The organism is Terrisphaera buseokensis (assembly GCF_047521145.2).
GTDB lineage: Bacteria > Verrucomicrobiota > Verrucomicrobiia > Opitutales > Opitutaceae > ER46.
In genome coordinates, this window is the sequence record NZ_CM134186.1 from 5,794,175 (window position 1) to 5,813,035 (window position 18,861).

At 67.1% G+C, this 18,861-nt stretch carries 11 protein-coding genes; all 11 read left to right on the plus strand.

Annotated elements, in window-relative coordinates:
• Window positions 1–7: 7 nt before the first annotated feature.
• The 11 genes from ACLJEU_RS21755 to ACLJEU_RS21805 all read left to right on the plus strand — a co-directional run bounded on the left by ACLJEU_RS21755 (window position 8) and on the right by ACLJEU_RS21805 (window position 18,682).
• Window positions 8–1,966, plus strand: a complete 1,959-nt coding sequence (locus tag ACLJEU_RS21755; RefSeq protein ID WP_414663857.1) for a hypothetical protein — start codon at window positions 8–10, stop codon at window positions 1,964–1,966.
• 160 nt (window positions 1,967–2,126) lie between these two features.
• Entirely contained in the window at window positions 2,127–5,258 is a 3,132-nt protein-coding gene (locus ACLJEU_RS21760) for a hypothetical protein (protein ID WP_414663858.1), read from the plus strand.
• Window positions 5,255–6,286 carry a class I SAM-dependent methyltransferase gene (locus tag ACLJEU_RS21765; protein ID WP_414663859.1) on the plus strand — a complete coding sequence of 344 codons (1,032 nt, stop codon included), beginning with the start codon at window positions 5,255–5,257 and terminating at the stop codon, window positions 6,284–6,286. Before ACLJEU_RS21760 ends, ACLJEU_RS21765 begins: the two co-directional genes overlap by 4 nt.
• Before the next feature lie 42 nt (window positions 6,287–6,328).
• A complete protein-coding gene (locus tag ACLJEU_RS21770) occupies window positions 6,329–7,240 on the plus strand; it encodes a class I SAM-dependent methyltransferase (RefSeq protein ID WP_414663860.1) in 912 nt (303 codons plus the stop codon).
• Entirely contained in the window at window positions 7,237–7,989 is a 753-nt protein-coding gene (locus ACLJEU_RS21775) for a glycosyltransferase family 2 protein (RefSeq protein WP_414663861.1), read from the plus strand. The genes ACLJEU_RS21770 and ACLJEU_RS21775 overlap by 4 nt, the downstream gene beginning before the upstream one ends.
• Window positions 7,990–8,173: 184 nt before the next feature.
• Complete coding sequence (locus tag ACLJEU_RS21780) at window positions 8,174–11,617, plus strand: hypothetical protein (RefSeq protein WP_414663862.1); 3,444 nt, start codon at window positions 8,174–8,176, stop codon at window positions 11,615–11,617.
• On the plus strand, window positions 11,614–12,855 hold the full coding sequence (locus ACLJEU_RS21785) for a hypothetical protein (RefSeq protein ID WP_414663863.1): 1,242 nt from the start codon (window positions 11,614–11,616) through the stop codon (window positions 12,853–12,855). Before ACLJEU_RS21780 ends, ACLJEU_RS21785 begins: the two co-directional genes overlap by 4 nt.
• 11 nt (window positions 12,856–12,866) lie before the next feature.
• Window positions 12,867–15,161 carry a hypothetical protein gene (locus tag ACLJEU_RS21790; RefSeq protein ID WP_414663864.1) on the plus strand — a complete coding sequence of 765 codons (2,295 nt, stop codon included), beginning with the start codon at window positions 12,867–12,869 and terminating at the stop codon, window positions 15,159–15,161.
• Window positions 15,158–16,216 carry an NAD-dependent epimerase/dehydratase family protein gene (locus ACLJEU_RS21795; protein WP_414663865.1) on the plus strand — a complete coding sequence of 353 codons (1,059 nt, stop codon included), beginning with the start codon at window positions 15,158–15,160 and terminating at the stop codon, window positions 16,214–16,216. The genes ACLJEU_RS21790 and ACLJEU_RS21795 overlap by 4 nt, the downstream gene beginning before the upstream one ends.
• A 74-nt stretch (window positions 16,217–16,290) precedes the next feature.
• Window positions 16,291–16,908, plus strand: a complete 618-nt coding sequence (locus ACLJEU_RS21800; protein WP_414663866.1) for a hypothetical protein — start codon at window positions 16,291–16,293, stop codon at window positions 16,906–16,908.
• Window positions 16,909–16,921: 13 nt separating this feature from the next.
• Entirely contained in the window at window positions 16,922–18,682 is a 1,761-nt protein-coding gene (locus tag ACLJEU_RS21805; RefSeq protein ID WP_414663867.1) for a matrixin family metalloprotease, read from the plus strand.
• The last annotated feature ends 179 nt before the right edge of the window (window positions 18,683–18,861 follow it).

The window sequence follows — 18,861 nt, forward strand, 5'->3', positions numbered from 1 at the left end:
TCTTTCGATGCGGAAATCCCTGCTCACGTTCGCTCTCGCCGGCTGTTTGTTCCTGCTGATTGTCGGCGCCAAGTGGGCGACCTTTGATCGCTACGGCTCGCCGATGCCCGACTGGGATCAGTGGGACGCGGAAGCCCTGCAACTGCTCGTGCCGTGGTACGAGAAGGATCATTTCCTCCAGCATTTGTTCACGCCGCACAATGAGCACCGCGTGGTGCTCACGAAGCTGCAGAATCTTGGGCTCACGGTGTTGAACGGCCAGTGGGACTCGCGCCTCGAGGCCGCGACGAATGCGTTGCTGCACGCTGCCATCGCGGTCGCGTTCTGGCTGTGCGCTCGCCGCTGGGTCGCGGTGCGCTGGCACACGGCGCTCTTCCTGCTCGCGTTCGCGCTCTTCGGTTTCCCGCTCGCGTGGCAGAATATTTTGGGCGGATTTCATTCCCAACAATTCTGGCTGCTTGGGCTGTCCTTCGGTGCGATCGTGACGCTCCCATTCGCCCGCACAGGCAGCGGCCGGTGGTGGTTCGGTCTCGGCTGCGCCATTCTTGTACTGGGCTCAATGGGCTCCGGCATGCTCGCGTCCGCGGTGGTGTTCATGGTCGTCGCGTGGCGGCTCCTGCGTCGCGAGACCACGTTGCGCGCGGCCTGGCTCACCCTGCTTCTCACCGCCGCCTTGGTGGCGATCGGCCTGATCACGCGGGTCGAGGTCGACTATCATCAAAAGCTGAAAGCCACGACCGTTCACGATTTCGTTTTCTCCTGCCTCCGTAGTCTCGAGTGGCCGCTGCGCGATCGCGATTGGGCGGGAGCGATCGTCTGGCTGCCGTGGGTGATCGCTGCGTGGCGGGTCACGCGTGCGCCCCGGGATCAGCCGGATGCCGCGGGTGTGTCACCGTCCCCGCCGGCGGGATCGCAGACGGGCCAGGTCATCGTCGCGCTCGGCGGCTGGGTGCTCGTGCAGATTGTGGCGACGGCCTATGCGCGCGGCGCGGGCGCCGATTATCCGGCGTCGCGTTACATGGATACGCTGGCGTTTGGCGCGATGGCCAACGGCGCCGCGCTCGCGTGGCTGTTGTCGATTGCCCGCGGTGAAGGTGACACCGCGCCGCGGCTTGCCCGCTACGCGGTTGCGCTGGCCTGGCTGATCGCGGTCGGTCTCGGCCTGCGCGCGATCCTCGAGATCAATCTCCGCTACGAGCTGCCCGACGCCCGGAAATATTACAACAAGGCCGAGGGCCACATGCGCCGGTACCTGGCGACGAACGATCGGAAGCAGCTCGCGCATCCCGACATTCCGTTTCCGAGCGCGGATGGATTGGTCGATCGCCTCGCGCGACCGAGCTTGCGCGCGCTGATGCCGCTGCCGGTCCGCGCCCCACTGACGATGGCGCGGGCAACCGCGGCCACGCCGAGCTTGGCGGAGACGTTTCGTGCCAACACCGCCATCGACGTCGACATCGAGCACCCGCCGCGCCTTGGGCTTTCACCGGCGACGCCGCCCCTCGACTACACGACAACGCACGGCAGCTTCGCGCCCGCCGGCGACGGCGGCACCGCCACCGGCACGTGGCGCAGCGAGCCGCTGACCGCGCCGATCGGCGGCTGGTTGAAGTTTGAAACCGCCGGCGATCTGGGCGTGCCCGGCGCGGGCGTGTCGTTGCGTCTCCTCGATCCGCAAACCGGTCGCGTCCTCAGTGAAGTCGCACCGACGAAACGCCCCGGCGACACGTGGCGGGCCGCGTACGTGCGGGCACCGCACGGGCCTTTTGTGATTGCAGCGAACGACGAGTCCTCGCGCGCGTGGCTGGCGTTCAGTCCGCCGGTGGAAATGGGCGTCTGGTCGTACCGCGCGTGGCAGCTGACGAAGCACGGATTGCTGATCATGTATGTCACGGCCGGAGTAACGTTGCTACTGCTCGTGATCGCGTGGCGGGAAAGCCGGAGCAGTCCACGCGCTACAGTCTAGCTCCCGTTGCTGAATCGGACTGATCCGTGGCTACGAGCGCCAGCGAGTGGCCGTAAGTCCACTCGCCGGCGCTCGTAGCTACAAACCGATCTCAGTTTCGCCCGACTCGCATAATGCCTTGTCCGCCCTGCCCGGTTTCGTCGAGACTGCCCGGCTTCGCATGAAATTTCTCCGGTTCACGACCCTCCTCGCCGTCGCGCTCTTCAGCGCGGTGGTGGTCGTGCCGTTTCTGCCGGCCACCAAGCTTCAGTCGGAGTCCTTTGTGCTCGAGATCGTGGCCGCGACCGATGTCGCCGGGCCGTTCCAGATTTATTTCAACGACGGCGTCGGCATCCGCGAGGAACTCTCGATTCACACGCCGCTCACCGCCGGCCCCGCGCCGGTCACATATCGGCTGCGCGTGCCCACCGGCACGTATCAGGCACTGCGACTGGATCCGCTCGATCGCGGCGGACGCGTTGCGATTCAGGCCCTGCGCGTCGTGTCAGCCCGCGGCCGCATCGTGCGCGATCTCCCGCTTGCTGACTTCAAGGCGGTGCAGCACATCCAGTCCGCGCGGATGGAAGCCGGTGCCCTGGTCGTGGTCACGCTGCCCGGAGGCAACGACCCGCAGCTCACGCTCGATCTCTCGCCGCCGCTGGTGATTCGCACCTCGTGGGAGGACAATCTGCGCGGCTTCGCGCCGTTGTTTCTCCCGGTGTTCGGGCTGTTGACGCTCGGCCTGGTCCTGCTTGATCGCGTGCCGCGGCTGGGACGTGGCGTCGGTCGTTTCGCGCGCGCTCTCGCTGCGCGGCCGCTGCGGGCCGTCGCACTCGTCGCTGCCCTCGCCGTCGTCGCGAGCGCTTATCCGATCGTTTTCCTCGGCAAGAGCCATGTCTCGCCGAATCTCGGCACGGCGCTGTTGTACGACGGGTTTCCGACGCTCCCCGGCTACAAGTCGGCCGAGGTCGCCGACGTGAAGCTCTCCGACATCGGGGCGGTGATGTGGCAGCACGTTCCGTTTTCGATGATGCAGCACTTCGCACTCACGCAGGGTGAACTGCCGTTGTGGAATCGCTTCAATTCCGGCGGCACGCCGATGCTGGGCCAGGGGCAGTCGATGTTCGGCGATCCGATTCACCTGCTCGTCATCGCCGCCAACGGCGCCGCGTGGGCCTGGGACGTGAAATACCTCATCGCGAAATGGCTGTTCGCGTCCGGCCTTGGACTGATCGTGCTGGCGGTGGCGGGAGCGCCGGCGTCCCGCCGGCTTGATGCGGATGCCGGCGGGACGCCGGCGCTCCCGGGGTTGTTCCCGGTTGCGTTGCCGGCGGCGCTGATCGTCGCGCTCGCCGCACCGTTCATCGGCTTCTTTCTCTACCGGATCAATCACCCGGCGTATTTCAGTCTCTGTTACGCGCCGTGGGCGTTGTATTGCTGGGTGCGGGTGAGCCAGGCGGCCGACTGGCGCGGCAGTGCGCGCTGGGCCGCCGGTTTGATCGTCGCGAATCTTGCGTTGATGAACAGCGGCACCGCCAAGGAGGCGTACATGCTGCTGCTCTGCATGAATTTTTCCGGCGCGTGCGTGCTGCTGAGTGCGGGCGCGCCGTGGCGCGAGCGGGCCGGGAAGTTCGCGATCCTCGCCTGGGCCGGCGTGCTGTTCGTGCTGCTCACCGCGCCGATCTGGGCGACCTTCCTGCACACGCTCGCGAGCGCCTACACCGCGTACAACGCGGCCAGCGCCTACCAGATTCAGCCCGGCATGATGCTCGGTTTCTTCGACGAGATTTTCTACCGGCCGCTGATGAGCGAGGAGCGCGTGTTCAATCCCTCGGTCAACTTCCTCGTCCTGCTCGGCTTCCTCTATTTTCTCGCGACGCTCCGTCACAGCTTCGGCAACCGCGCCGCGATGGCCATCGCCGTCAGCGCATTCGTGCCGCTCGCGCTCGCGTTCGGCCTCGTGCCCGCGCAGTGGATCGTGAAGGTGCCGTTTCTCAGCAACATCGCGCATCTGGACAACACCTTCAGCTGCGCGCTGATCATCCTGGTGAGCGTGCTGGCCGGCGCGGGCTTCGCGCAGGCGGCCACGCGGCTCGGCACCCGCGAGGGCCGCGGCGATCTGGTCGGCGCGGGCCTGATACTCTTCGCCCTCGTGTTTTCCTTCATCGGCTACCGGCAGGCCGTGCACCGGCCGATTCTCGGGCCGACGGTTTCACTGCTGCAACCCGGCCAGGCGATCGCGGTGAGCAGCTTTGTCTGGGCCGATCTCGTCACGCTGCTCATGGCGTCGGTCGCCCTCGCGCTCGCCGCGCGGCACGCGTTAACCCGTCGCACGCTCACACCCGCGCTGGGCTTCGTCATCGCCCTTGCAGCGACGCTGCTGGTGTGGCGCCACGGGCTGCATGCGAGCACGATGGGTTTTGAAAACTACACGGGCCGGCCGCCGGTGCGGACGAACTTCCACGCCCGCTCCGAGGCGATGCAGCTCGCGCGCAAGCTGCACGCGCAGGAACCGACGCGTGGCTTCGGTTTTCGCGGGAATTTTTTCCCGGGCTGGAGTGTCGCGTACGGCCTCGAGTCGCTGCATGGACCTGAGGCGCTGGTGAATCCCTGGCTGCGCGATCTCGCGGGCCAGCTGCCGGGCGTGGAACGCCTGTGGGACTGGCGGCTCTACCTCGAGCCCGCGAATGCCGGCGTCGCGCGGCCCGTGCTCGATGCGCTGAACGTGCGTCTGTATTTCGATCTGCAGAGCGATCAGGGTCTGCTCGGTCAGGCCCTGAAGCTGGTGAAGACGGCCGACCTCGACGTCTACGAGAGTCCCACCGCGTGGCCGCGCGCGTTCTTCACCAACCGGCTCACGTCGTACGAACAGACCGCGGAGTTCATCGAGAAAATCAAGCGGGGCGACGGCCGTCCGTTCGCCGCGGTGCAGCGGCCCGATCTCACCCGCCAGTCGCAGCTCGCGACCCTCGGCACGGATCTTGCCGGCCGCACGGTGGTGCCGGCCACCGGCTACAAACTCACGGGCAACACGACGTCGTTCACGGTGAAGGCAACGGAGCCCGGCATCGTGGTGCTGACGGAAACGCTGTGGCCCGGCGACTTTCGCGTCGAGGTCGACGGCCAGCGCGCGCCGGTGATTCGCGTCAACCACGCGTTCAAGGGCGTGCTCATCGCCAACGCCGGCGACCATCGCATCACGTTTCGCTATTGGCCGCGCAACTTCTGGCGCAATCTCCTGCTGTGCGGCACGGGCGCCGCCCTCCTCGCCGCCTCTCTCGCTTTCGCGCTGCGTCGTGCGCGCGTCGCATGAGCGCTCCTGTGTGCCGCTGCTGCGGATCGACCGACATCACGCTGCGCGGTCGCAAGCCGGGCGATTTCATCCGGAAGGAATTTTCGTTCTACGCCTGCAACGCCTGCGAACTGCTCTTCGTCGAGCCGTTCTCCGGTTTCGAAATCTACAACGACGCGTACTACCGAGGCCAGGGCCCGGATCCGTTCGTCGACTACGAGACCGAGTACCGCGACTGGCGCCGCAGCGATCGCGGACTGGAGTTCGCCGATCTCGCGGGCTTGGCGGCGGAGCACGTCCGTGCGGGAGAAAGGAGAAAGGAGCAGGGGGAAGGACAAGCCACCGATCGGGCTTCCCCGTCTCCTGCCCCCCGTCCCCTGTCTCCTGCCCTTCCGAGTCCTTCTCCCTCCTCCCTGCTCCCTTCTCCCGCCGCGCACCGCGCGGCTCCCCTCCGCTGGCTCGACTTCGGCTGCGGCGCGGGCGGGTTTCTGAAATTCCTGCGCGAGCGCGGCAGCATGGCGGGACGTCCGCTCGATCTGACGGGACACGACGTGGGCTCGTACGCCGATCTGCTCCAGCGCGTCGACGGCTTCCGTATCCTGGATCTTGATGCCCTGCGCGCCGAGCCGGACGCATCCTACGATATCATCAGCTTGATCGAAGTGATCGAGCACCTGCCGGATCCCAGCGCGGCCATCGCGACGGTGGCGCGGTTGTTGAAACCAGGCGGGCTGCTGTTGCTCACAACCGGCAATCTCGATTGCGCCATCGCGCGCCGGCACGGCATTCACTACCGGTATTGCGCGCCCGAGATCCACGTCAGCCTCTTCAATCCGCGCTGCCTCGCCCGGCTTTACCGCCGCCACGGACTCGAGCCGAAAACCGTGCGCTATCACGGCGCGGTGAAGTTCAAGGTCGTCAAGAGTCTGCGCCACCGGAAGGTCCTGCGCGCGATTGCCCGCGGCGCGCTCGCGTTGCCTCCGGTCGTCCGCGCGGTCGACGCCCTTTACGGCGTTTCGGCCATGCCGTGCGCGGTGAAAACTTCTTGAGCGACAAACCCGCGGGCAGACCCTTTGCTAGCGCCCTTTTTCATGCCGCCGGCCCCTTCCTCCGCCCGCCACTCGCTCGCCACCTGCCCGGTGTGCGGCGGTCGTGAATTTCGCCCGGTCATGCTCGTCGGACCGCATCCCGTGGTGCGATGCACGCAATGCCAGCTGCAGTTCGCGAACCCGCAGCCGAGCGACGCCGAACTCGCCGCCATCTACGGTCCAAGCTACGTGCTGGTCGAAAACGACCCGGTCGGCGAAGCGATGGTACTGCAATCCAAGCGCGCCACCGCCGATCACTACCTCGATCTGCTCGCGGAAGCGGGCGTCGGTCCCAAGGGCAAACTGCTCGAGATCGGGTGCGGTAGCGGCAATTTCCTGCGCCAGGCGGCGCAGCGTGGGTTCGACGTCACGGGCGTCGAGTATTCGGAGTTCGCCTGCGCCCGCGCCCGCGCCGTGCTCGAAGGCCGCGGCCGCGTGCTGCACGGTGAAATCTCGGTGCTCGCGGCGGAATCTGCGGCCTACGATGTCTGCGTGCTCTGCGACGTGATCGAGCACGTGCGCAATCCCGGCGCGTTTCTGGGCGAGATCCAGCGGCTCCTGCGTCCGGGCGGCGTGATCCTTGTCGTCACGCCCAGCCTCGCGTCGTGGTCCCATCGTTTCCTGCGCTCGCGCTGGATGGAGTTCAAGGAGGAGCATCTGCTCTACTACGCGCCCGACACCATCCGCCGTCAGCTCACGCAGGCGGGTTTTGAGCAGGTGACGCTCCGCAAGGGCGTGAAGAAACTCAGCCTCGACTACGTCGCGGCGCATTTCAAAAAATATCCCGTGGCCGGAATCACGCAGCTGCTGCGGTTGCTGCAGGCCATCACGCCCGCCGCGTGGAGCCGGCACCTGTTTCCCATCGTCGCCAGCGGCCTCGTCGCCGTCGCGCGTCGCGCCCCTTCCCGCTCATGAACGCGAGTCCCACCCCGCCCGCCCCGCGCGTCCTTTCGGTCGTGGTGCCGATCTTCAACGAACGCGCCACCGTGCGCGAGTCGCTCGACGCCATCCTCGCCAAGACGATTCCCGGCTGGACGCTCGAGATCATCATGGTCGAGAGCAACTCGACCGACGGCACCCGCGACATCGTGCTCGGCTACCAGAATCATCCGCGGGTGAAGCTCGTGCTCGAAGACAAGCCGCGCGGCAAGGGACACGCCGTCCGCGCCGGATTCCTGCACGCCACTGGAGAAGTGATGCTGATCCAGGATGCGGATCTGGAATACGATCTTGGGGACTACGACATCCTGCTCGCGCCGATCGCGTCGGGCCGGCAGGCGTTCGTGCTGGGATCGCGGCACGGCCAGGGCGGCTGGGCGATCCGTACGTTTTCCGATCAACCGCTGCAGGCCCTGATCCTGAATCTCGGCCACTGGGGCTTCACGCTCCTGATCAACGTCTCGCTCGGCATCTGGCTCCACGATCCGTTCACGATGTACAAGGTGTTCCGGCGCGACTGCCTCGAGGGCCTGCGCTTCGAATCCAACCGGTTCGACTTCGACTGGGAGCTGTTGATCAAACTCGTCCGCAAAGGCTACCGGCCGATCGAGATCCCGATCAGCTACAAGTCGCGATCGTTCAAGGAGGGCAAGAAGGTCTCGATGTTCCGCGACCCGATCACGTGGCTGTGGGCGCTCGCGAAATTCCGTTTCCAACGGCTGTAGGTGTGCCCAGCCATCGGATTCACCACGAAACACACGAAAGACACGAAAGACACGAAAGAGAAAATGACCGCGGTGACCTGGCGGGTCCACGTTGATGCGGGAATATGAGCTTCCCGCACTGCGGCTTTAACGCCCGGTTTTCGTGTATTTCGTGTGTTTCGTGGTGAATCCTCCGTAACCCGCCGTGCTCCTCCGCCCACGCCATCTGTTCGTTGCGATCGCGGTCTGTGCACTGCTGCAGATCGCGAGTCTGACGACGCGCCGGATCACCCCGGCGCTGCCGGCCGTCGCGGTGGCAACCGAGGGATCGTTCACGCCGGACGGCCAGTATCCAGGCGAGCGATTCACCGGCGCCGCGGGCGTGCGCGCGTGGGGTTCGTGGAGCGGAGCCGACGCCAACACCGGCACGATCCGCATCGGTCCGTTTCCTGCACCGAGGATTTTGCGCTTCGGCATCGGCGGCTATCCCAGCGATCCCGCCAACATCCTGCGTGTCGAACTCGTCGGCACCGCTGAAGTCCTCCCGATTCCGCATCACGCCGTCGGGGAACGCTGGCACACCGTCGATTTCCATCTGCCGAACACGTGGGCAGGAAAATCCATCCAGCTCGTCGGCATCGATCAGGCCACGGGGATCGGCGGCTGGTTCGCGCTCACCGAACCGATCCACGGCGGTCGCGGCGACGGCATCAACGCCCTGCTGGAAACGCTCGCGGCCTGGGCGACGCAGGGCCTGTTGCTCGGGCTGATCTACGCTGCCGCCGCGCGCGGGCTGAACCGCCGCTACGCCGGCGGCCACGGGCTGGCGCCGCACTGGATCCCGCTCGCCGCCGGCGCCGTCGTCGCCGGCTGCGGCTACGCGGTGTTCTGGGCGTACTTTCTCAACGCGCTCGCCGGCGTCGTGCTGTCGTGGATGATCCTCGCCGGCGCGACCGTGGTCGCACTGCGCCGGCCCGCCGCGGCCGCGTCAGGCCCGGATGAGATCGGTGGCGAAATCGGCACCGCAGTGAAACTCATGCTCACCGTCGGGGCGTTTCACCTCGCACTGCTGCACCTCTTCCCGTCGTCGCACGATTTCTACACGCTCGCGGCCAACCGTTATCGCGAAGGTCTGCCCGGTGACAATGTGCTGCCGCAGGTGCTGGCCGAGCGGCTCTTCGCTTCGGAGCTGATTCGCAATCCGGCGGACGAATGGCAGTCGAGCGACCGGCCGCCATTGCAGAGCGGCTGGCAGCTGCTCACCTGGTCGGCGAACAAAGTGCTGCGGCTCGACCGCCGGCTCGCCAGCGCCGTATCCGCCGTCTGGTTTCAGCTGCTCTGGGTGGCCGCCGCGTACGGCCTGCTGCGCACCTTTCGCCTGCCGCGCGCCCGCGCCGCCGGCTGGGTGGCGGCCCTGGCGCTCGCCGGCTTTTTCGTCCAGAACACCGTTTACACCTGGCCCAAGCTGGCGGCGGGGGCGTTCGCCTGCGGGACGTTCGCCCTGCTGCTGCTCCCCGCGCGCGGTGCGTCGGCACGCACGCTCGGACTGTGGGCGGGAGCGTTCGCGGCGTTGGCCTGGCTCGCGCACGGCGGCGTCGCATTTTCCTTTCTCGCGCTCGCACCCTGGGTGGCGTGGCGGGCGTTTCGCGGCGGTCAATGGCGCGCGTGGTGGCCGGGCGTCGCGGTCTTCGCGATCATCGTGCTGCCGTGGTTCGCGTACCAGAAACTCTATGACCCGCCCGGCGACCGCCTGCTGAAGTGGCATCTGGCCGGGCAGACGGTGAGGGACACGCGCGGGACGTGGCAGACGATCCGCGAAAGCTACGCCACGATCGGCTGGCGCGAGGCGCTGACCAACAAGGTCTCCAACTTTCACGATCAGGTGTACGGCGACTGGCGTTCCCTCGGTCGGTTCTCCGCCGAAACGGCCGCGGACCGGCGCAACGAGGAGTTCTTCTACACCGGCCGCGCCCTCACCTGGTGGCCTGTGCTCGCCCTGATCGCGCTGGTAATCACGCGGCGGCGGCTGGTGGCCGCGTCCCGCGATCTCGGCCTCCTCGCGGGCTGGCTCGGCGGCACCATCGTGGTGTGGTCCCTGCTGATGTTCGGACAGTATCAGGCGGTGGTGCACCATGGGAGCTACGCGTTGACCATCGGACTTTTCGTCCTGTTCACGGTGATCCTCGAGCGCTGTCACTCCCGCTGGCTTGGAATCATTGTGGGCCTGCAGGCGGTGACCCTTGGCACCACGTGGGCCGTCGCCAATCCGGTGATACGCGGCCCGGCGACCGGCCTCTTTCTGGTCGTCATGATGGGGGCTGCGCTGGCGTGGTTCATCGTGCGAGCGCGCACGCACGCGCTTGAAACTTCCGCTGGCACCGCTGATGCGATGGACGCGCTGGAGGCCGATGCTGGCTGGAAGCAGGGCTGGGAACGCTTCCGCGTCTGGTGGCGCACGCCGTCGCTCACCGTGTGGGTGCTCGCAGTCCTCGCCGTGCTGCTCTTTCTGCGCAAGCCGCACGCGCTGCACACGCCGCAATTGTGGGCGGAGGACGGAAACATTTTCCTGACCGAGGCGGATTTGTTCGGTGCCGGCGCGCTGCTGAAGCCCTACATGGGTTACCTCCATCTGCTGCCGCGCCTGGTCGCCGGCCTCGCGCCGAAGCTCCTCGATCCCGCGTGGTGGCCGGCGTTCTACAACGCCGTTTCCTTCGTGATCTGGCTGGCGGTGCTGGCCCGGCTTTTCACCCGCCGCTTCGACCTGCCGGGCAAACCGTGGCTCGCGCTCGCGTTTGTCGTCGTGCCGCACACCGGCGAAATTTTCTTCAACATCACGAACCTGCAATGGATCACGGCCTTCCTGCTCATCCAGCAGGTCCTCGTCACGCCGCCCAGCAACGCCCGCGAGCGGATCGGCGATGCGCTCATCTTGGGCGTGGTCGCGCTGACGGGCCCGTTCGGCGTGGCGTTCCTGCCGCTGTTCGCCTGGCGCGCCTGGCGCGAACGCAGCCGCGACGCGTTCCTCTTGCTCGCGATCGCCGTGGCCTGCGCCGCGGTGCAGGCATGGTTCGTGGTTCGCACCGGGCCGCGTTTCGAGTTCCAGTCAGCCCCGCTGCAGCTCTTTCCCAATCTCGTCATCCTCGCTCGTCGCGTCGTGCTGTGGCCGCTGCTCGGTCGCGATCTGGCGCTGGCGCTGCCGGCGTGGCTCATCGCCACGCTCGGTTGCGGACTGCTCGGCGGGGTCGTCGCGTGGTGCCTGCGGCCGCATCCGTGGCGGTTGTTGCGCGGCCAGGTGGCGCTGGCACTCGGGCTGATCACGCTCGCAGCGCTGTATCGCACGCGGCCTGACACGTGGGCGGGCGACAACCTGGATTTCGGCGACCGCTACTTCTACATTCCGCGCGTGCTCCTCGGCTGGCTGCTGATCTGGGAATTTGAATCCGGGCCGCGGGCCGTCGCGAACGCGGCGCGGCTCTGCTGCCTCGCCGTCGTCTGCGTGCACCTGCGCGGCTACACCGTGCCAGCGCCGAAGGACCTGCAGTGGGCCCAGCAGGTCGAACCGATCCGTCAGGGCGTCCGCGCTGATCTGGCCATCCTGCCCGAGGGCTGGACGCTCGAGTACCGCGGCCGGCCCGCAAAATCCCCATGACCGCCCGCGCCGCTCCGTGGATTCGACTCGGCTGGCTCGTGGTGATCTGCGCCGCGCTGCTTGCGCTCCGCAAGCCATGGGCGCTGCACACGCCGCAGCTGTGGGCCGAGGACGGGAGCATCTTTCTCACGCAGGATGAACAGCTGGGCGTCCGCGCGTGGTGGGAACCGTACAACGGCTACCTGCATCTCCTCCCGCGGCTGATTGCGTGGATCGCGAGCCGCACCGCGGATCCGGCGTGGTGGCCGGCGATCTACAACGGCCTCGCGTTTCTGCTCAACGTCGCGGTCTTCGCGCGCATCGCGTCGCCGCGGGTGCACCTGCCGGCCAAGCCGTGGCTGATGATCGCGTTCGTCGCCGTCGTCGGCACCGGCGAGGTGCTGATCAATGTCACGAATCTGCAGTGGATGACGGCGTTTCTGCTGATCGTGCAATTGTTCACCGGGAGTGAAGGCGTCCCGGGGGCTTCGGCTCGCGGATCGACGTGGCTCCAGCAGCTGGGGGACGTCGCGATCCTGCTGGTCGTCGGGCTGAACGGGCCGTTCGCGCTGCTGTTCCTGCCCTTGTTCGCATGGCGGGCCTGGCGCGATCGCACGGCCGACAGCCTGTTGGCGCTGGGCGTGGTGACGCTCTGCGCCGGCGTGGCGTTGTGGCTGCTGCTGCGCGGCGGGGGCGGTATTCACCTCGCGAGCACGAGCGAACCGTTTCGTCCGCTGATGTTCTTCTCGCTGATCGGCAGCCGGCTTGTGACGTGGCCGTTCTTCGGCCCGGCCGCGGTGTTCGCCTGGCCGAAATGGATACATGCCGCGTTCGTGTTCGTCGCAATCCTGCCACTGTTGGGCTGGGCGCTGCGGCCCGATGCGCGCCGCCCGACGCGGGCCATGATCGTCGCGATGTTCGGGCTGGTGCTGCTCGCCGGCGTGTATCGGGTCCGCGCGGACACGTGGGAGCGCGACGATCTCGTGAACGGCGACCGCTATTTCTTCATTCCGCGGGTGCTGCTCGCGTGGCTGCTGGTCTGGGAGTTCGACGCGCGCCCGAAGGCCATCCGCTGGACCGCGCGCGTCCTCGCCGTCCTTGCGCTGGCGATGCATGTGCCGCGGTTCACGCTGCCAGCGCCGCCGAACTATCACTGGGCCGAACACTGCGGCCCCATCCGGCGCGGCGTGCCGGCCAACATCAAGACCCTGCCCGAGGGCTGGTGGATTGAGTATCCGGGCCGGCAGGACAAGCGGTGAAACCCGTTCCCATGCTTCGCGCGGTGTGGTGGCTCGCGGGTTTCGCGCTCGTGCTGGGCTGGCTGCGCGAACCCCTGCTCGGCCTGATGCCCGCGCCGCGTGAACTGCCCCGTCTCGACGGTGCGACCGGCCTGCCGTGGATCAACGGAGGCTTCGAGATCGGCAACCGGAATCCGGAGGAAGGGATCGGCTTGCTGCCTCCCGGCATGGAAAACGCCACCTCCTGGGTCGGCACCGATGAATGGCAGGGCCGGGCGGAGAGCGCGTGGTTCAAGGCTTCGCGCCGGTTGATTCACGTCGGCATCAAGGGCTATCCGCAATATCCGGGCTGCGACGTGTGGGCGGAGTTTCGCGACGCCGCCGGCGGCGTCACGCGTATCCGGTGCGGCCTCACGAACCCGCGCGAACAATGGAATGTCTGGGAGATCAAACGTCCGGCCAACGCCGTCGCGGTGCGGATCGTCGGTGAGGATCGCTCCAGTGCGAACGCGGGCTGGGTCGCGTTTTCGCATCCGTTCCGCGCCTGGACCGGCACTGTCACGGCCGGCTACCAGTGGGCGCAACTGATCACGACGACGGCCCTGGCGCTCGTGCTGCTGTGGGGCCCGGGACTGCGCTGGACGCCGCGCCGGGCGCCAGTGGAACTGCGGCTCGTGGGGTGGTTGGGTTTGGGACCGCTGCTGCTCGTCGTGCTGGGCGGCGTGATTTGGCTGCTCGGCGGCGTCATCGCGCCCGGCAAACTCGGCCTCGTGCTGGTGACGATGGCGTGGTGCGCGATCGGCTGGCGCGGCGGGAGCCAGGCGATCGCGAACGCGGTGACGCGCACCGAATTCCGGCTGTTGGCCGTGGCGGCGCTGGTCGTGCTGGCGGTGGTGGCGAAGTCCGCGTACTCGGTGGGGCCGCAGGGTGAACTTTTCCGCGGCACGATTTCACGCAACATGGAGATGGCCGATCGGATCGACAGCCGCTTCAGCTTCTATGTCGTGCAGGCGATCGCGCACCACTGGGCGCCGCACGCGCCGGCCACGGAGAAGTTTTTCCACCCGTGGACGTTCTTCAGTCGCGGCCCGCTGGCGGGTCTCGTCACCGCGCCGATCGTCATGGCCACGCACGGCCGGCCGCCCACGACGCTGCCGGAAGAACGCTGGAGTCCGTTCGATCGGACGGGCTTCGCGGCGTATCGCGTCACGATGATTGCACTCTCCAGCAGCGTGATCCTCGCGCTGTTTTTCATGCTCGTGCCGATTGTCGGCGAACGCTGGGCCGCGATCGCCGGGGGGCTGCTGGCGCTGACGCCGTTCGGCGTGCACGAGCTGATGTTCACGTGGCCGAAGTGGGCCGCAACCGCGTGGCTGGTCGCAAGCTTCGCGCTCGCGCACGCGCGCCGGCCCTTGACCGCCGGCTTGGCGGTGGGCGTCGGGTTTCTGTTTCACCCGCTCGTGTTGCTGTGGGTGCCGTGGGTCGCGCTGTGGGCGGCTGGTCGCGGCGAACGGCGGCTCGGTCCGATTATACTGACGGGCGCGCGCTACGGTGCCGGCGTGGGCGCGTGCGTGCTGCCGTGGATGGCGCTGGGCGCGCTGACGCCGCATTTGCCGGGCGCGGTGCTCGCGGGTCAGAGCGGCTTTTTCACGTATTGGGCGCGCGCGGACTGGCAACTGCCGACGTGGGAGTCGTGGTGGCGCACGCGTTGGATGAACTTTTCGAATACGTTCATTCCGCTTCATGTTTACCTGTCGGACGCGAGCTTCAACCATCACCGGCTCGGTTCCGCGTACGAGGCATCGGGCCGCCTCGTGAAGTTTTCCCAGGTATGGTGGAACTCGCTGCCGTTCGGCCTCGGACTCGGCGTCTGGACGCTCAGCCTGGTGTCGTTGGGGCGAGCCAGCCGGCCGCTGCTGGCGTTCAAGGCGTTGTACGTGGCGGCACCCGCGCTCGTCCTGACCGCGTACTGGGGCATGGATCCACTCGGGATGATGCGCGAGTGCGGACATCCGCTGTTCGTCACGATCATCGCGGTGCTGATCGTCACGGCCGCGCGCCACGGCGGCCGGTTGCAGGCGATCCTGGAGCATCGCGCCTGGCCGTGGCTGCAATTGCCCGAGACCTGGCTGATGCTGTGGCTGACGGCCCTGCTCAATCCGGCGCCGTGGGCAGTCGAACACGATCAGCTCGACGGACTGGGCCTGGCGATCAATGCGCTTGCCCTCGGCGGCGCCGCTTGGGTTGTCTCACGCGGGCGCACGCAGACGTCGGCCTCGGAGGCATCCGCCTCGCTCCCGCCGAATCGCACCCTCTCTCTTCCATGACCAAAACGCTTCTCGTCACCGGTTCATCGGGCCTGATCGGCTCCGAGGTTTGCACCTACTTCGCGCGCGAACTCGGTTACACCGTGCACGGCGTCGACAACAACCAGCGCGCCGTCTTTTTCGGCCCGCAGGGTGACACGCGTTGGAACCAGCAGCGGCTCAGCGCCGACCTAAAGGGCTTCTTGCACCACGAGCTCGACATCCGCGACCGCGCGGGCGTGCTCGCCCTCGTGCGGACGGTGAAACCCTCGGTCATCGTGCACACTGCGGCGCAGCCGAGTCACGACCGCGCAGCGGCGATCCCGTTCGACGATTTCGACACGAATGCCGTCGGCACGCTCAATCTCCTCGAGGCGACGCGCCAGGCGTGCCCGGAGTCGCCCTTCGTGCACATGAGCACGAACAAGGTGTATGGCGACGCCCCGAACCGGATCGCGTTGCGCGAGCTGGAGACGCGCTGGGACTACGCCGATCCGACGTACGCGGAAGGCATCGCGGAAACCTTCACCATCGATCAATCGAAACACTCGCTGTTCGGCGCGTCCAAGGTGGCGGCGGACGTCATGGTGCAGGAGTACGGCCGCTACTTCAACCTGCCGACCTGTGCGCTGCGCGGCGGCTGCCTGACGGGCCCGAACCACACTGGCGTGGAACTGCACGGCTTCCTCAGCTACCTCGTGAAATGCAATCTCGAGGGCCGCGAGTACAAGATTTTCGGGTACAAGGGCAAACAGGTTCGCGACAACATCCACTCGCTGGACGTGGCGCGTTTCATGGCCGCGTTCGTGGCCGCGCCGCGGGCGGGTGAAGTTTACAATCTCGGCGGCGGCAAGGCCAACTCCTGTTCCATTCTCGAGGCGTTCAAAATCGCGGAGACGTTCTCCGGCCGCGCCCAGAGTTACACGTACCTCGATCAGGCGCGGGCCGGCGATCACATCTGCTACTACAGCGACCTCCGCAAGATGCGCGCACACTATCCTTCGTGGGATATCACGCAGTCGCTCGAGGAAACCATCCGGCAGATCGTCGAGTCCTGGCGGCAGCGGCAAAAATAGATGAAACACGGCGCACGTTTGTGCGTCGAACCGCAGACGGCGACGGCACGCCCTGTCCTGCCTTTCTTCACCGCATGCGATCCCGCTTCCTCGTTTTCCTGCTGCTCGGTTTGGTGGCGGCGTCCGCCCGGGCAACGAGCGTCGTGCCGCCGACGTTTGCGGAACTGGTGGCGGAAGCCGACGCCATCTATCGGGGCCGAGTGACGCAACTGCAGGTGCGGCGCGTCGAATTGCCCAACGGCAACGGCAGCGTGATCAAGACCTTCGTGTCCTTTGCAATCGAACGCGTGCTGAAGGGTGCGGCGGCCACCGAGGTCGTCCTGGAATTTCTCGGCGGCACGATCGGCGACGAGCGGCTCGAGGTCTCGGGCATGCCGAAGTTCGCCGCGGGCGATCGCGAGATCGTGTTCGTGCAGAAAAATGGCGTGCAGTTCTGCCCGCTCGTCGCGATGCGGCATGGTCGCTATCGCGTCGCGCGCGACCCGGCGTCCGGCCGGGAACACGTCGTACGCGACAACGGCCTGCCGCTTACGACCACCGCCGAGGTCGAGTTGCCGTTGTCAGACATGCCGGGACCGGTGCGGGCCGCGAGTGCGGCGTCGGCCAGCGCGCTCGCGCTCGGCGTCGGTACATTCGAGACCAGCATCGCAGCTGAGGTGGGCCGGGCCGCGTCGCCCGCCCGCACCCAATAAGTCTCTCCCCGTCATGCTGCGTCGCTTTGCTCGGTGCGTCGCGGGATGGGCGCTGGCCGGCGCGGTGTTAGTCGGCGGCCCGCTGAGGGCGTTCGACTTGATCGGCTCCTCGTGGGCGGACGGGAACATCGTGATGCACCTGCAGCTCGGCGAAACCGCGACACCGTTGCTCGACGGCTCGCCGGACTGGGCGTCCGTCGCGGAGTCAGCGCTGGCGGAGTGGAACCAGTATCTCACGCGCTCGACGTTCACCGTGGTGCGCAATTCCACGGCGACGATTTCGCGCAGCAACCGGATCAACAATGTGATTTTTCGCGCGGACATCTTTGGCCAGGCCTTCGACTCGCGCACCCTGGCCGTCACGCTCAGCTCGACCAATCCGGTCACGGGTCGCTCGATCGAGAAGGACGTGATCTTCAATTCCAACCGCACGTGGAGTTCATATCGTGGCGCGCTCCGCAGCGGCATTTCCGAATTCCGGCGCGTCGCGTTGCACGAGTTCGGCCATGTGCTCGGCCTGGATCATCCGGATCAGGCGACGCCCGCACAGTTCGTCCAGGCCGTGATGAACAGCACCATCAGCAACATCGAGACCGCACGGACCGACGATATCGCCGGCGCCCGCGCGCTCTATGATCTCAACGGTGCCGGCAGCACGCCGACGGTCGCGGCGCATCCGCAGAGCCGGACCGTGCAGGTTGGCGACAGCTACACGTTCAGCGTCACGATCAACGGCGCCGGCCCGTTCACGTACGCGTGGACGTTCCGCCCGGCGGGCTCGGCCGGCGCGGAGTCCTTCCGGCTCGCCGCGGGCGCGAGCTACACGATCGGATCCGTCCAACCCACCGACGCCGGCACCTACACCGTGGCGATTTCCGGTCCGGGTGGGACGATTTCGAGCAATGCGGCAACGCTGAACGTGCTCCCCGTATCCACGGCGGCAGACACGACGCTCGCCAACATTTCCACGCGCGGCCTGGTCGGCACCGGCAACAACGTCCTGATCGCCGGCCTGGTCATCGGCGGCACCACGCCGAAGAACATCCTCGTCCGCGCGGTCGGACCCGGGCTGAGCGGCTTCGGCGTTTCGGGCACGCTGGACGATCCCAAGCTCACCCTCGTCGATCGGAACGCACAGGTCGTCGCTGAAAACGACAACTGGGAGAGCGACGGCCACCGGCAGGCGATCATCGCGGCATCGACGCGGCTCGGCGCGTTTCAATTCAACGCCGGCAGCCGCGACTCCGCGCTGCTCGCCAGTCTACCCCCCGGAAATTACACGGCCATCGTGTCGGGCGTTGGGACCAGCACGGGCGTCGCGCTCGTCGAGGCCTACGATGCCGATCCCGATGCCGTCACCGCGCGATCGCGCCGGCTGGTCAACATCGCGACGCGCGGCCGCGTCGGGTCGGCAGATGACGTTTTGATCGCGGGCCTCGTGGTGACCGGCCCCGGGCCGCGCACGTATTTGATCCGTGGAGTCGGTCCCACGCTGGCCAACGCGCCGTTCTCGATCGCCGGCGCGCTCAGCGATCCTTTTCTCCAGGTGTTCCAGGGCGAAACGCTGCTGCGGGAAAACGACGACTGGGATGCGTCGCTCAGCGCGCAGCCGTCGTTGCGCGACGCAGCCGCGAAAGTCGGGGCGTTTCCGCTGCAAGTCCGGCGCGACGCCGCGATGATCATCACGCTGCTCCCCGGCAGCTACACCGCGAAAGTCAGCGGCTTTCAGGGCACAACCGGCATCGGCTTGGTGGAGATCTACGAGCTGCCGTAGCAACCAAGCAACTCAAGCCACGCGCCCGCGAATCACGCGAATGACACGAAAGGACTATATCAAACTCCGCCCTAGCTTCGGTCAAACCGCGCTAGGAGCCTGAGGGAATCCGCCTGAATTTTGATTCGCGTCATTCGCGTGTTTCGCGGGCCAAGACCGGCTGCCGCGTTTCTCTCTCA

Excerpts from the sequence above, each read along its gene's own strand:
- ACLJEU_RS21770 (WP_414663860.1), top strand. The coding sequence starts at position 6,329 with ATGCCGCCGGCCCCTTCCTCCGCCCGCCACTCGCTCGCCACCTGCCCG.
- ACLJEU_RS21775 (WP_414663861.1), top strand. The coding sequence starts at position 7,237 with ATGAACGCGAGTCCCACCCCGCCCGCCCCGCGCGTCCTTTCGGTCGTG.
- ACLJEU_RS21805 (WP_414663867.1), top strand. The coding sequence starts at position 16,922 with ATGCTGCGTCGCTTTGCTCGGTGCGTCGCGGGATGGGCGCTGGCCGGC.
- ACLJEU_RS21800 (WP_414663866.1), top strand. The coding sequence starts at position 16,291 with ATGCGATCCCGCTTCCTCGTTTTCCTGCTGCTCGGTTTGGTGGCGGCG.
- ACLJEU_RS21795 (WP_414663865.1), top strand. The coding sequence starts at position 15,158 with ATGACCAAAACGCTTCTCGTCACCGGTTCATCGGGCCTGATCGGCTCC.
- ACLJEU_RS21785 (WP_414663863.1), top strand. The coding sequence starts at position 11,614 with ATGACCGCCCGCGCCGCTCCGTGGATTCGACTCGGCTGGCTCGTGGTG.
- ACLJEU_RS21755 (WP_414663857.1), top strand. The coding sequence starts at position 8 with ATGCGGAAATCCCTGCTCACGTTCGCTCTCGCCGGCTGTTTGTTCCTG.
- ACLJEU_RS21760 (WP_414663858.1), top strand. The coding sequence starts at position 2,127 with ATGAAATTTCTCCGGTTCACGACCCTCCTCGCCGTCGCGCTCTTCAGC.
- ACLJEU_RS21790 (WP_414663864.1), top strand. The coding sequence starts at position 12,867 with ATGCTTCGCGCGGTGTGGTGGCTCGCGGGTTTCGCGCTCGTGCTGGGC.
- ACLJEU_RS21765 (WP_414663859.1), top strand. The coding sequence starts at position 5,255 with ATGAGCGCTCCTGTGTGCCGCTGCTGCGGATCGACCGACATCACGCTG.